This is a genomic window from Actinomadura sp. NPDC000929 (assembly GCF_040492065.1).
GTDB lineage: Bacteria > Actinomycetota > Actinomycetes > Streptosporangiales > Streptosporangiaceae > Spirillospora > Spirillospora verrucosospora.
Genome location: NZ_JBEUPA010000198.1, coordinates 1 through 12,928 on the forward strand (window position 1 = coordinate 1; position 12,928 = coordinate 12,928).

Genomic DNA, 12,928 nt, shown 5'->3' on the forward strand with positions numbered 1-12,928 from the left:
CGCCGTGCAGGCGGGCGGGGCCGTGGGCCTCGCGGTGCTGGCGGCGGCCGCCGCCGCGCGGACGCGGGCGGCGTCCGGTTCGCCGACGGCGGCCGCCGCCCTCGCCGCCGGTTACGACCGGGTCTTCCTCATGGCGGCCGGGCTGGCCCTGCTCATCGCCGCGGCGGCTCTGCTGCTGCCCCGCGGGCGGACCGCGTCCTGATGATCGATGCATCCGCCCGGCCGCCTCGGTACGAAGGGGTCGTGTGGGCTTTGTGCGCAGAATGCGGCTCGGCTGGGACACGCCGGCGTCGCGACCCCTCGGACTGCTCGGCGCCGGGCTGCTGGCCGCGATGGTGGTCGCCCAGGTCGCGTCCGGGCTGAGGCCCGAGCCGGTCCGGCTGACCAGCGTGGTCGTGGTGCTGCTGGCGGCGAGCGCCGTGGCGTTCCTCGCCGACCGGCGGGGCCCCGGGCGCGCGGCCGGGGCCTTCGCCGCGACGGTGGCCATCGGATTCGCGGCCGAATGGGTCGGCATCCGCACGGGCCTGCCGTTCGGCGAGTACTCCTACACCTCGGTGCTGCGGCCGCAGGCGGGCGGCGTGCCGGTCGTCGTGGCGGCGGCGTGGGGCGGCATGGGGCTGGCCGCGCACGCCGTCGCGACCGCGATCGCGCCGGGGAACCGGGTCGCGCGGTGGGCGGCGGGGGCCGCGGCGCTGACGGCATGGGACCTGTTCCTGGACCCGCAGATGCTCCGGCTCGGCCTGTGGACGTGGGCGGACGGCGGCCCCTACCGGGGGGTGCCGCTCAGCAACTTCGCCGGATGGCTGGCGGTGTCCTTCCTGGTCATGATGGCGATCGACCTGACAGTGGGACGGGAGGACACCCCCGTCCCGGCGCTCGGACCCGGCCCGGCTCGCGGCCAGGGCCCGTCCCGGGGGCTCGTCACGCTCTACTCGGTGATGGCGGGCATGGAGACGCTGGCGTTCGCGGCGGTGTTCGAGCCGCGGGACCCGCTGGTCGCGGCGGCGGGCGGGGTGGCGATGGGGGCGTTCGCCGTCCCGGCGTGGAGGCGCGCATGGCGGAAGTGATCGTGGTCGGCGGCGGGGTCGGCGGCATGACCGCCGCGCTGCGGCTGGCGCGCGGCGGCCACGAGGTCCGGCTGTACGAGCGGCTGGACCGGCTCGGCGGGAAGCTGGCGGAGTACGAGCGGGACGGGTTCGCCTTCTCGCTCGGGCCGTCCCTTCTGACCATGCCGCGCCTGTTCCGGGAACTCGGCGTGGACGTCCCGCTGGTGGAGCTGGACGAGCTGTGCCGCTACCGCTTCGCCGACGGGTCGCGGCTCCGTGCGTTCCGCGACCCCGACCGGATGGAGCGGGAGGTCGACCGCCTGAGCCCCGGGCAGGGCGCGGCCTGGCGGTCCTTCTACCGCTGGGCGGAGAAGTGCTACGCCGCGTCGGAGCGGACCTTCTTCGCCGGGCCCCTGGGCCGTCCTCCCGAGAAGCCCCGGATCCGCGACCTGTTCTCGGTCGCGCCGGGCCGGACGCTGGACGGCCTGGCGCGGCGCTTCTTCGACGACCCGCGGATGCGCCAGTACGCCGGCCGGTACGCCACGTACGCGGGGTCGAGCCCGTACCAGGCGCCGGCGGCCCTCGGCTGCGTCCCGGCCATCGAGCACGGGGACGGCGGCTGGTACGTGTCGGGCGGCCTTCCCCGGATCGCCGACGCCCTCGCCCGGCTCCTGACCGATGCCGGCGTCGAGGTCCGCACGGGCACCGAGGTGGCGGAGGTCATCGCCGGCCGTTCGGCGGTCTCGGGCGTGGTGCTGGCGTCGGGGGAGCGGGTGGGCGCCGACGCCGTGATCGTCAACGCCGACGCCGCCGCGCTGTACGGCTGGCTGCTGCCCGACCGGCGGCGGCTGCGCAGGCTCGCCGGGCTCGGCCTGTCGTCGTCGGCGTTCCTGCTGCTCGCGGGGGTGGACGGCCGCACAGAGGACATGCCACACCATTCCGTCGTCTTCTCGGCGGACTACCGGAAGGAGTTCGACGACATCTTCCGCCGGAACGTGCCGCCGGACGACCCGACCGTCTACGTCGGCTGCTCGGCGGTGGACGACCCGACGCAGGCCCCGTACGGGGCGGAGAACTGGGTGATGCTGGTGAACGTCCCGGCGCGCGACCCCGGCCGGTGGCCGATGTCCCGCGAGTCCTACCGGGACCTCGTGCTGGAGCGGCTGGCGAAACGCGGGCACGACCTCTCGGGACGGCTCCGCTTCGTCGACATGTTCACGCCCGCCGACCTGCGCGACCGGTACGGCGCGTGGGGCGGCGCCATCTACGGCACCGCCTACCAGGGACGTTTCGCGCCGTTCCGCAGGCCGGGCAACCGGGGACCGCGGCGCGGCCTCTACCTGGTGGGCGGGTCGGCGCATCCGGGCGGCGGCCTCCCGCTCGTCGCGATGGGCGGGCGGATCGTCGCCTCCCTGGTGAACCAGGACTTCGGCGGCGCCCGCCGCACCGCGTCCCACGAAAGGCCGGAAACGCGATGAGGCCGCTGACCGTCCTCCAGGCGGCCGCCGCCGCGGTCGTCGCGGCGCGGCTCGCCCGGGGGCGCCGCCGTCGCGCGCCGCTGGGGCCGGGGGCGGCCGGACCGCCGCCGGAGCGGGTGTCGGTGGTGATCCCCGCCCGCGACGAGGAGTCCCGCCTCGAAGGGTGCCTGGCCCCGCTGCTCGCCGACCCGGTCGTGGACGAGGTGATCGTCGTGGACGACGAGTCCCGCGACGGCACCGCGCGGCTGGCCAAGAGGCTCGGCGCCACCGTCGTCCCCGGCGCGCCGCTGCCGGACGGGTGGGTCGGCAAGCAGTGGGCCCTGCACCAGGGCGTGCAGGCCGCGACCGGCCCGATCGTCGTCCTCCTGGACGCCGACATGCGTCCCAAGGCGGGCCTCTGCGCGGCACTGGCGGCGCTCTTGGACGGCCACGACCTGGTGAGCGCGGGTCCTCGCTTCATCTGCGACAACGCGGTGGAGCAGGCGCTGCACGCCTCGCTGCTGGCCACGCTCGTCTACCGTTTCGGCCCGATCGGGTCGACCGGACCGGGGGCGCCTGCGGAGCGCCTGCTCGTCAACGGCCAGTGCATGGCCTTCCGCAAGGCGAGCATGCGGGAGGCCGACGGGTTCGCGCGGGTCAGGCGCCATCTCACCGACGACGTCGCGCTCGGGCGGCTGCTCGCCCGCGACGGCTGGCGGGTCGCGTTCGTGGACGCGGGCCCGCTGCTGGAGGCGGACATGCACAGCTCCGCCGCGGACGTGTGGCGCGCGTGGGGAAGGTCGATCGCGCTGCGGGACGTCACCCCCGCGGCCCACATGGCGGGCGACCTGGCCGTGGTCTGGCTGACCGCCGCGCTCCCCGTCCTGCGGCTCGCGGCGGGACGGCCCACGCCCCTCGACCTCGTCCTGCTGGCGCAGCGGCTCCTGCTCGTGACGGCGCTGCGCGGCAGCTACGCGCGGGCGAGCCCCGGTCTGGCGGCCTCCCCGCTCCTGGACGTGGCGACGGCCGTCCGGCTCACCTGGTCGGCGCTGCTGCCGACGCGCACCTGGCGCGGCCGGGACTACGGCCCGGCGTCGGTCAGGCCCGCCGCCCCGCCAGCGCGGCCTGCCCGAACCGCAGCCCGATGAGGCACATCAGCGCCCCGGTCCCGGCGACCTGCCCGACCGGCGCGAAGAACAGCTGCAGCACCGGCAGCGAGAACACCGCGAGGCGGGTGCCCCACGCGAACGAGAAGGCGGCGGTGCCCGCGAAGAGCAGGAGGAGGCCGAGCGCGAACGCCGCCGGGCAGATCACCGCGAACCCTCCCGCGAAGGTGAGGATCGAGCGGCCGCCCCGCCGTCCGGCGAACACCGGCCAGGCGTGGCCGGCCATCGCCGCGCCGACCGCCGCGTACACCGGCAGGACGCTCGCCCCGGCCACCGAGCCGAAGCGGCCCGTGTCGGCCCCGCTCACGAGGAGGCCGACCAGCCCGGCCGCCGTCCCCTTGAGCATGTCGCCGGCGAAGACGGGCACGGAGGCCTTCCGGCCGAGCTGCTCCATGACGTTCCAGAAGCCGGGGTTGCGGTCGCCGACCTCGCGCGGGTCGAGGCCGTGGGCGCGGCCGACGAGCACCGCGACCGGCACCGAACCGAGCAGGTAGCCGCCGACGACCGACACGACCACGGGAATCACCGCCGTGAACACCGGAACCACCTCATGAACACCGGAACCACCTCATGAACACGCAGATCATCGCCTCGTTCCACCTCGCCAGGTACGCGGGAACGGACGCCATGCGGCACATGGCGTTCGACCGTCCGGTGCTGCGCGGCACCGGCGGGCTGCGGTTCTGGCGGCTGCTCGGGACGGGGAAGGGCCCGTCCATGAGCCTCGGCGCCGACCTGCGCCGCTGGGCCCTGTTCGCGGTGTGGGACGGCGAACCGGCGCTGGAGCGCTTCCTCGCGCGTTCGCCGATCGGGGCGCGGTGGCGGGAGGAGGCCGAGGAGTCCTGGCACGTGCGGCTCGCGCCGCTGGCGTCCCGGGGCCGGTGGGGAGGGGCCGACCCGCTCGCCGGAGCGGCGGTCCACCCTGCGCCGCACGGCCCGGTGGCCGTGCTGACCAGGGCTTCCATCCGTCCTGGACGGCTCGTGGCGTTCTACCGTTCCGTGCCGGACGTGGACCGCCTGCTGCGCGGCCAGGACGGCTGCCTCGCCTCGGTCGGGATCGGGGAGTGGCCGCTCGCCCGGCAGGCGACGTTCTCGCTGTGGCGGGACGAGGCCGCCGTCCACCGCTACGCCTACCAGGGGAGCGCCCACCGGGCCGTCATCGGGCGCGTCCGCCGCGAGGACTGGTACAGCGAGGAGATGTTCGCCCGCTTCGTTCCTTACGGCAGCGAGGGCGCGTGGGACGGTCGCGACCCGCTGCGCCCCGCCGACCCCGAAGCCGACGGTCACGGCCCCGGCCCCGTGGCCCACTGACCCTCCGCGGCCAGGTCGCGGGCCACCACGCAGGCGCGGGTGACGGCCGCCGCGCTCGACGAGCCGTGCGCGACGACGACCGTCCCGGTCAGGCCCAGGAGCGCGGCGCCTCCGTGGGTGTCGGCCGCGTACAGCCGCGCGACCGCCTCCAGCGGCCCGGCGTCGACGGTCCCGGCGCGGGCGACGAGGCCCAGCGTCGTGCGGACGCAGCCCTCGATGTTCTTCAGCACGACGTTCCCGGTGAACCCGTCGGTGACGACCACGTCGACGGTTCCGGCCAGCACGTCGTGGCCCTCGACGTTGCCGTGGAAGCGCACCGGCGTCTCCGGCAGCAGCCGCGCCGCGTCCCGGACGAGCCGGTTGCCCTTGCCGGGCTCCGCACCGATCGACAGCAGCCCCACCGACGGATCGGCCACGCCCAGGACGCTCCGCGCGTACTCGGCGCCGAGCGTCGCGAACTGCGCCACCATCTCCGCCGACGGGTCGGCGGTGCCGCCCGCGTCGACCAGGACGGTGAATCCCGACAGGGCGGGCAGGGCCACGGCCAGCGCCGGGCGCAGCACGCCCTCGCGCCGCCCGAAGGCGCGGACCGCGCAGGTCACCACCGCGCCGGTGGACCCGGCCGACACGAACGCCGCCCCCTCGCGCCGCGCCAGCTCGCAGCCCACCATCAGGCTGGACTTCGACTGGAACGCGGCGTTCGAGCCCCGCTCGGCCATGGGGATCACGTCGTCGGCGTGCTGCACCTCCAGCTCGCCGACGCCGCCGTGCCGCCGCAGCTCCTCGTCGATCTCGTCGGCCCGTCCGACCAGCAGGACGGGGACCGCGTGCTCGCGACGCGCCGCCAGCGCGCCCGGCACCGTCGCGGCGGGCCCATGATCGCCGCCCATCGCGTCCAGCACGACCCGCGACGCGCCGCCCGCCGCGCCGCCCACTCCCGCAGGGCCGCCTGCCATGTCAGACCATCCCGGCGGGGACGCGCCGCTCGGCCCGGCCCGCGGCCGACGCCGCCAGCAGGTGCCGCGCGTAGATCACGGCGCGGCGGCGGCGGGGCACCCGGGCCCGCGCGGCCAGCACGTCGTGGCCGGAAGCGGCGATCTCGTCCAGGATCCCGCCGTACAGCTCGTGCGCCGCGCGGATGCAGGGCCGCGAGGACGGCACCAGCAGCTTCACCCCCTCCAGCGCGCGGCCGTAGTGCTCCCGCGCGCGGCCGGCCTCGAACTCCACCAGCTCGCGGACGCCGGGCGTGCACTCCCCGGAGGCGAGGTCCTCCTCGGTCACGCCGAACCTCTTCAGGTCGTTCGTCGGGAGGTAGACGCGACCGCGGCCGAGGTCCTCGGCCACGTCCCGCAGGAAGTTGGTCAGCTGGAACGCCCGGCCGAGCTCCCGGGCGGGCTCGCGCGCGGTCCGCGCGGCGCCGGGCAGGGTCTCCAGGACGGGCAGCATCATCAGGCCGATCGCCGCGGCCGACCCCTCCATGTAGTCCAGCAGGTCGTCGTAGGTCGCGTACCGGGTGACGGTCAGGTCGGCGCGCATCGACTCCAGGAACGCGTCGATGTCCTCGCGCTCGACGTCGAACGACCGGACGGTGTGCACGAACGCGGGCAGCACCGGGTCGCGGACGTGCTCGCCTGCCAGCGCCGCGTCGAGCCGCTCCCTGACCCGGTCGAGTGCCGCGGCGCGTCCCTCCGCGCCGGCGGCCTTGTACTCGTCGACGATGTCGTCCACGTGGCGGGCGAACCCGTACAGGGCGTGCACGTGCCGGCGTTTCCACGCGGGCAGCAGCAGCGTCGCGAGGTAGAAGGAGCGCCCGTGCCGGGAGTTCAGGCGGCGGCAGTGCTCGTAGCTCGCGGTCAGCGTCATCGGGCGCCCTCCAGGATCCGGGCGGCGGCCAGCCTCCCGGAGATCAGCGCCGGCGGGACCCCCACGCCCGGCGCGGTGTACATCCCGGCGAAGTGCAGCCCCGGGACGCGGCGGCTCCGGCCCGACGGGCGGAACCACGCCGTCTGCCGGAAGCGGTGGTCGAGGGCGAAGGGCGTGCCCGCCGAGTGGCCGAGACGCTCCCACGCCGGCGGGTCGAACGTCTCCCTGGGCGCCGCCGACAGGTCGCCGTACCCGAGGTCGGCGAGGCGGCCCAGCAGGCGGTCTTGCAGGGAGGGGGCGAGGCGGCCCCAGTCGGCCCCGCCCGCCAGGTTGGGCGCGGGCTCCAGGACGCTCAACGTCGAGTGCCCGGCGGGTGCGGCGGTGTCGTCGGACTCGGGATACGTCACGAGGAGGCTCGGGTCGGGCTGGGGACGTCCGGCCGCCAGGGCGGAGAAGACGCCGCCCCATTCGCGGCCGAAGTGCAGGGTGTGGTGGGACTGCCGGGGCAGCCGCCGATCCAGCCCGAAGTGCATGACCAGGCAGGACGGCGAGTACCGCGGCCTGCGCAGCCGCCAGTCGCCGGCCCCTTCCGGGAGCAGGCCGGCGTGCGCCCTCGGCAGGTCGCAGGCGACGACGACGCCGCTCGCGGGGATGCGCTCACCGGTGTCCAGCCGGACCGCCGTCACCCCGTCCGCGCCGGTCTCGACGCGTTCGGCGCGGACGCCGTACCGGATCGAGGCGCCGGCCTTCTCCGCGACGGCCGCCAGCGCCTGCGGCACGGCGTGCATGCCGCCCCGGGCCGGGAAGTAGACGCCGCCGACGGTGTCCATGTGCGCGACGACCGCGTAGATCGCCAGCGCCTTGTGCGGCGGCAGCCCCACGTAGAGCGCCTGGAAGGTGTGGGCCCTGACGAGCCGCTCGTCTTTCAGATGACCGGCCACGAAACGGTCCAGGCGCCGGAACCCGCCCGCGGCCGCCAGCCTGAGCAGCGCGTAGGGGCGCGCCATGCCGCGCAGCCGGGTCATGTCCGCGTCGATGAACGACGACCACTCCGCCTCGAACATCTCCCCGAGCCGCCGCCGGAACCGCAGGTACCGCGCCGCCTCGTCGGGGCCGCACAGCTCCCGGACGCCCGCGGCCATCCGCTCGGCGCCGCCCACCACGTCCAGCCGGGACCCGTCGTGGAACGCCAGCCGGTAGAACGGGTCCAGGCGCCGCAGCGGCAGCACGCTCTCCAGGTCAGCGCCCGCCGCGCCGAACGTCTCGGCGAGCACCTCCGGCATCGTGAGCACCGAGGGACCGGTGTCGAACCGGTACTCGCCGGCCGGCCCGGCGTTCACGGTGCCGCAGCAGCCGCCCGGCACGTCACGGGCCTCGACCAGCACGACCTCGCGGCCGCGCGCCGCCAGATGGATCGCGGCGGACAGGCCGCCGAGACCCGCCCCGACCACGACGACGGGGCCCCGCCCGCCCATCAGCCCGCCCTGTGACGGCCGCCGTGCGGGCGCGCCGCACGATGTCGGGTTCGCACTTTTCTCTCCATCATCGTCCCGGGTGAGTTCTGCACGGTTCTTCAGGTCTGCACAGTTCTTCGGGACGCGGGGACCGGTCGGTTGCATCACCCCGCGGGCGGCCCGGCCTCAGCGGGCCCGCACCGCCGCGCGCGGCCTCGGCGCCTCGCCCCGCTCGGCCGCGCGGACGATGCCCGAGCACATCCCCCCGAAGATCCGGTCGTGGAACGGGCGGAACGCCCACCAGTACGCGTGCCCGGCGAGTCCCCGGGGATGGAACAGGGCCCGCTGCGTGAGGGACGTGCGGGAGCCGTCGCGGCGCACGACGAACTCCAGCCAGGCCAGCCCCGGGAGCCGCATCTCGGCCCGCAGCCGCAGCAGCCGCCCCGGCTCGATCTCCTCCACGCGCCAGAAGTCCACGGCCTCCCCGATCCGCAGCCGGCGCGGGTCGCGGCGGCCGCGCCGCAGGCCGACCCCGCCGACCAGCCGGTCGAGGACGCCCCGGGCCTGCCAGGCGACGGGGAAGGAGTACCAGCCGCGATCCCCGCCGATCCCCTCGACCACCTCCCACAGCCGCTCGGGCGGCGCGTCCGTCCAGCGGACCTGCTCGTCGGTGTAGAGGCTGCCGCCCGCCCAGTCAGGGTCGGTCGGCAGGGGGTCGCTGGGCGCGCCGGGCGTGCTCGCCGACGACCAGCGGGTCGCGACGTCCGCCTCCCGGACGCGGCGCAGCGCCAGCTCGACCGAGCGCTCGAACCCGACCGGCCCGCCCGGCGGCGGCGGCACGTACTCGGCGAGGTCGTTCTCCCTGCACACGACCTCGTTGCGCAGCGACTCCACCAGCGGCCGCGCCAGCGCTCCGGGGACGGGCGTGATGCCGCCCACCCACAGGCTCGACAGCCGCGGGCTCAGCACCGGGACCGGCAGGATGATCCGCTGCTTGAGCCCCGCCGCGCGCGCGTAGCCGCGGATCATCTCGACGTAGGTGAGCACGTCCGGCCCGCCGATGTCGAACCCCCGGTTCACGTCCTCGGGCAGGTCGGCGGCCGCCACCAGGTAGTACAGGACGTCCCGGATCGCGATCGGCTGGATGCGGGTGCGGACCCAGCGCGGCGTGACCATCACCGGCAGCCGCTCGGTCAGGTAGCGCAGCATCTCGAACGACGCCGAGCCCGAACCGATGATCACCGCGGCGCGCAGCCACGCGGTCGGCACCCCGCTCTCCAGCAGGATGCGGCCGACCTCGGCGCGGGACCGCAGGTGCGCCGACAGCTCCTCCTCCGGCTCCATCCCGCCGAGGTAGACCAGCCGCCCGACCCCCGCCTCCCGCGCCGCGCCGGAGAACGTGCGGGCCGCGCGCCGGTCGGCCTCGGCGAAGCCGCCGCGGCCGCCGATCGCGTGGATCAGGTAGTAGGCGACGTCCACGCCCTCCAGGGCCCGCCGGGACGACTCGGGATCGGTCGCGTCGGCCTCCACGATCTCCACCCGGTCGGCCCACGGGTGGTCGCGCAGCCGCCGGGCGGAGCGCGCCATGCACCGCACCCGGTGGCCGGCGTCCAGGAGTTCCGGCACGAGGCGGCCTCCGATGTAGCCGCTGGCCCCGGTGACGAGACAGGTTCGCCCATTGCCGGCGTTCATGTGGTCCTCCATGGTCGGTTCTCGCTGGGACGGGTAACGCCACCCGTACGACCGAACGGGGGGACGAAGTGAGCAAGCGGGGGAAAGCCGGCAAGTGGGGGAAAGAGCCGGAGCCGGGGGACGAGGTCGGCTGGCGCAGTCACGGGTCCACGACCGAGGGACGCGTGGAGAAGAAGATCACTGACAGGCGGGAGGAGGCGGGGCGCACGGTGGCCGCCTCGCCGGAGGAGCCGCAGTACGTCGTCCGCAGCGGGAAGAGCGGGAAGAAGGCCGTCCACAAAGGCTCGGCGCTGCACCAACGGAAGGGGGACGAGGGCAAGGGGAGCGGCGGCGAGGGCAACGGCCGCGAAGGGAAGAAGTCCGGATGAGCGACGAGGAGACGGCCGACGAGTTCGGCCGGGTCGCCCACCGCCATCTCGCGCGGCGCCCGTCGGGCGAGGCCGCCGAGACCCGCTGGCGGTACTCGCTCATGAACCGGGGGCACGATCCGCTGAAGTGACCCGGGAGCGAGGGGCGCGGGCACGGGGCTCGCCTACCGGTCGTCGGGGTCGATGATCGGCGGCGGGTAGCCGAGCTCCCGCCGGCGCTCCTCGTCCAGCGTCCAGGGGCGGTGGACGCGCGAGCCCTCGACGCCGGCCAGTTCGGGGACGTACCTGCGCACGTAGTCGCCGCGCGGGTCGAAGCGCGCCGCCTGCCGGAGCGGGTTCATCACCTGGTCGGGCCGGGTGCTGTTCCCCGTCCCGGCGACCCACTGCCAGTTCCCCGCGTTGTCGGCGACGTCACCGTCGACGAGCCACTCGTTGAAGTGGCCGAGGCCCCTGCGCCAGTCGACGCCGAGGTCGCGGGTCAGGAACGAGGCGGTGATGAGCCGGGCGCGGTTGTGCATGAACCCCTCACGGTGGAGCTGGCGCATCCCCGCGTCCACGATCGGGACGCCGGTCGTGCCGCCGCACCAGGCGGCGAAGGCGTCCTCGTCGTCCTTCCACCGCCGGTCCCGCGCCCGGTAGTCGCGCCGCGGGAGGTCGGGGAAGGCGGCGGCGACCTGGTGGTGGAAGTCCCGCCACGCCAGCTGGCGCCGGTAGGCGTCCGGCGCGGCCTCCGCCAGTTCCCGCGGCGAGACGCAGCCGAACTTCACGTAGGGGCTGAGCCGCGACGTGCGGTCGGCGGCGAGATCGTCGCGGACGTCGTCGTACGCGGCGGCGTCGTCGCGCAGCCACGCCCTCATGCGTTCGCGTCCCGCGCCCTCCCCGCCGGGCGCGAGGTCGGGGGACGGGGAGCCGGAGGTCAGGTCGGCGAGCCGGGGCAGCGCGCCCGGCTTCACACCGGACGGCAGCCGGACCTTCGCGGGCGCGTCCGCGGCCGGGCGCCACCGGGCCGCCTCCCAGGCCCGCCAGTACGGGGTGAACACCTTGTAGTGGTCGCCGCTGCCCGGGGTGAGGTCGCCGGGCGTGACCACCGTGATGCCGGGGTGTACCGATATGTCCAGGTCGAGGCCGTCCGCGCGCACGGCCTCGCGGAGGCGGTCGAGGCGCCGGGCCCCGTACGCCGTCCGCTCGTCGGCGAGCATCAGCGAGCGGGCGCCGGTCTCCCGGGCCAGCCGGACCGCCTCCCCGGCCGGGTCGCCGCGCCGCACCACCAGGTCGCCGCCGCGCTCGCTGAGCGACTCCCGCAGGTCGGCAAGGCTTTCGAGGAGGAACCGGACGCGGTTGGGCGCGGCGAACGGACCGTCCAGGATCGCGTCGTCGAAGACGAAGACCGGGACGACCCGTCCGGCCTCGCAGGACGCGGCCAGTGCGGGATTGTCGCGTACCCGGAGGTCGCGGGTGAACAGCATCAGCGAGGTTTCCATCACCTGAGTCTTCGGAGCCGCGGGCGCGAACGGTTGCGGTAGGCGATGTCGCCGTTCAGCGCGGTGGCGAACCCGCACCATGCCGCGTAGGGGAGCAGCACGGCGGCGGCGACGCGATCGGTGCGGGCCGAGCGGCGGATCAGCTCGGCGTTGCTGACGTCCAGCAGCAGCGTGCCCGCGACCCCCGCGTTAGGGCTGCGGCGGCCGAAGAACAGGTGGTTCCAGCCGGCGTTCAGCACCAGGTTGACGCCGAGGCTCGCGGCCAGGGCGCGGCGCCGGCGGCCCCGGGCCCTCAGCAGCGCGCGCCCGCCCGCCCAGGCGACCGTCGCGTACAGCGGCGTCCACACGGCCCCGAAGGCCCAGGAAGGCGGCTGCCACGGCGGCTTGTCCAGTGCGCGGTACCAGCGGCTGTCCGGGTCGACCGCCCTGGCCCCGGCCGCGGCGGTCACCGCCACCGCCGCCGCGGTGGCCCCGTAGACGGCCCACCGGCCGCGCGCCCGGACGCGATGCCCCTCGCTCGTCGCAGTCATGGCCGTGACCCTTCCCGCTCCGGCGGTGTCCGCACGTCCGCCTCCGGCGGTGTCCGCACGCCCGCGCCCGTGCGGGCTCTCGCGCAGGTCAGCGCCGAGGCCGGCGCCGCCGCGATGCAACCGGAGGAACCGGCTCCGGCGAAGACCAGTCAGACCGCACGACCGCTGGGACCGCACGACTGGGAAGACCGTACGACCGGTGGCATCGGCCCACCGGGGACGTCGTACGCTGTGCCGTCGGAGTAGCACAGGAGACCGAACGCATGCGTGGGGAGACGGACCGGGAACCGGGACTGGGCGTCGGCGCGGTGGCGCGGCGCCTGGGCTTGGCGGCCGCCACCCTGCGCACGTGGGACCGCAGGTACGGCATCGGTCCGAGCGGGCGCAGCCCCGGCGGCCACCGCCGCTACACCCCCGCGGACGTGGCGCGGCTCGAAGCGATGCAGCGGCTGATCCTCGCGGGCGCGGGCTGGCCGCGCCGCCCGCCGGCGAGCTGCTGGCCGACCCGCCGGCCCTGTGCGCGCTGCTGGAGCGCGCCGCGATCGCCGACCCTCCGCTGT

The 12,928-nt window shown here is 75.8% G+C and carries 14 protein-coding genes and 1 pseudogene; 8 read left to right on the forward strand and 7 right to left on the reverse strand.

Annotation, left to right across the window (positions count from 1 at the left end; all coding sequences use genetic code 11):
* From ABWI04_RS38575 to ABWI04_RS38590, 4 genes and pseudogenes are all read left to right on the forward strand, one after another.
* Nucleotides 1-202: pseudogene (locus ABWI04_RS38575) on the forward strand (MFS transporter); the annotation flags it as partial.
* A 61-nt stretch (nucleotides 203-263) separates the two neighbouring features.
* The gene (locus tag ABWI04_RS38580) at nucleotides 264-1,067 is read left to right on the forward strand and encodes a carotenoid biosynthesis protein (protein WP_345185525.1); all 804 of its coding nucleotides are present in this window, start codon (nucleotides 264-266) and stop codon (nucleotides 1,065-1,067) included.
* Nucleotides 1,055-2,524 (forward strand): phytoene desaturase family protein, encoded by a 1,470-nt coding sequence (locus ABWI04_RS38585; protein ID WP_353835474.1) that lies wholly within the window; start codon nucleotides 1,055-1,057, stop codon nucleotides 2,522-2,524. The genes ABWI04_RS38580 and ABWI04_RS38585 overlap by 13 nt, the downstream gene beginning before the upstream one ends.
* Nucleotides 2,521-3,651, forward strand: coding sequence for a glycosyltransferase family 2 protein (locus ABWI04_RS38590; RefSeq protein WP_353835475.1), 1,131 nt, complete (start codon nucleotides 2,521-2,523; stop codon nucleotides 3,649-3,651). The genes ABWI04_RS38585 and ABWI04_RS38590 overlap by 4 nt, the downstream gene beginning before the upstream one ends.
* Here the strand turns inward: ABWI04_RS38590 and ABWI04_RS38595 are convergent.
* Nucleotides 3,602-4,207: a glycerol-3-phosphate acyltransferase gene (locus ABWI04_RS38595; protein ID WP_345185360.1), complete on the reverse strand. Its 606-nt coding sequence runs from the start codon at nucleotides 4,205-4,207 to the stop codon at nucleotides 3,602-3,604. The two genes, ABWI04_RS38590 and ABWI04_RS38595, sit on opposite strands and share 50 nt — an antisense overlap.
* A gap of 32 nt (nucleotides 4,208-4,239) precedes the next feature.
* Between ABWI04_RS38595 and ABWI04_RS38600 the strand changes: the two genes are divergently transcribed.
* Nucleotides 4,240-4,980 (forward strand): spheroidene monooxygenase, encoded by a 741-nt coding sequence (locus ABWI04_RS38600; protein WP_353835476.1) that lies wholly within the window; start codon nucleotides 4,240-4,242, stop codon nucleotides 4,978-4,980.
* On the opposite strand, the gene ABWI04_RS38605 is transcribed toward ABWI04_RS38600, so the two are convergent.
* The 4 genes from ABWI04_RS38605 to ABWI04_RS38620 form a co-directional block, all read right to left on the reverse strand.
* Entirely contained in the window at nucleotides 4,953-5,936 is a 984-nt protein-coding gene (locus tag ABWI04_RS38605; RefSeq protein ID WP_353835477.1) for a phosphate acyltransferase, read from the reverse strand. The two genes, ABWI04_RS38600 and ABWI04_RS38605, sit on opposite strands and share 28 nt — an antisense overlap.
* A gap of 1 nt (nucleotide 5,937) precedes the next feature.
* Nucleotides 5,938-6,843, reverse strand: a complete 906-nt coding sequence (locus ABWI04_RS38610; RefSeq protein ID WP_345185353.1) for a phytoene/squalene synthase family protein — start codon at nucleotides 6,841-6,843, stop codon at nucleotides 5,938-5,940.
* A complete protein-coding gene (locus ABWI04_RS38615) occupies nucleotides 6,840-8,318 on the reverse strand; it encodes a phytoene desaturase family protein (protein WP_345185351.1) in 1,479 nt (492 codons plus the stop codon). Before ABWI04_RS38615 ends, ABWI04_RS38610 begins: the two co-directional genes overlap by 4 nt.
* 165 nt (nucleotides 8,319-8,483) lie before the next feature.
* Nucleotides 8,484-9,989, reverse strand: a complete 1,506-nt coding sequence (locus ABWI04_RS38620; RefSeq protein WP_345185348.1) for an SDR family oxidoreductase — start codon at nucleotides 9,987-9,989, stop codon at nucleotides 8,484-8,486.
* A gap of 68 nt (nucleotides 9,990-10,057) precedes the next feature.
* On the opposite strand from ABWI04_RS38620, the gene ABWI04_RS38625 reads away from it, so the two are divergent.
* Together ABWI04_RS38625 and ABWI04_RS38630 are read left to right on the forward strand one after the other, a co-directional pair.
* Complete coding sequence (locus ABWI04_RS38625; RefSeq protein ID WP_353835478.1) at nucleotides 10,058-10,357, forward strand: hypervirulence associated TUDOR domain-containing protein; 300 nt, start codon at nucleotides 10,058-10,060, stop codon at nucleotides 10,355-10,357.
* The gene (locus ABWI04_RS38630; protein ID WP_353835479.1) at nucleotides 10,354-10,488 is read left to right on the forward strand and encodes a hypothetical protein; all 135 of its coding nucleotides are present in this window, start codon (nucleotides 10,354-10,356) and stop codon (nucleotides 10,486-10,488) included. The genes ABWI04_RS38625 and ABWI04_RS38630 overlap by 4 nt, the downstream gene beginning before the upstream one ends.
* 33 nt (nucleotides 10,489-10,521) lie before the next feature.
* Here ABWI04_RS38630 and ABWI04_RS38635 read toward each other — a convergent pair whose 3' ends face one another.
* Both ABWI04_RS38635 and ABWI04_RS38640 read right to left on the reverse strand, forming a co-directional pair.
* Nucleotides 10,522-11,838 carry a cryptochrome/photolyase family protein gene (locus ABWI04_RS38635; RefSeq protein ID WP_353835480.1) on the reverse strand — a complete coding sequence of 439 codons (1,317 nt, stop codon included), beginning with the start codon at nucleotides 11,836-11,838 and terminating at the stop codon, nucleotides 10,522-10,524.
* Entirely contained in the window at nucleotides 11,838-12,368 is a 531-nt protein-coding gene (locus tag ABWI04_RS38640; protein ID WP_353835481.1) for a TspO/MBR family protein, read from the reverse strand. The genes ABWI04_RS38635 and ABWI04_RS38640 overlap by 1 nt, the downstream gene beginning before the upstream one ends.
* Nucleotides 12,369-12,631: 263 nt before the next feature.
* On the opposite strand from ABWI04_RS38640, the gene ABWI04_RS38645 reads away from it, so the two are divergent.
* A partial coding sequence (locus ABWI04_RS38645; protein ID WP_353835482.1) for a MerR family transcriptional regulator occupies nucleotides 12,632-12,928 on the forward strand: 297 nt, incomplete at its 3' end.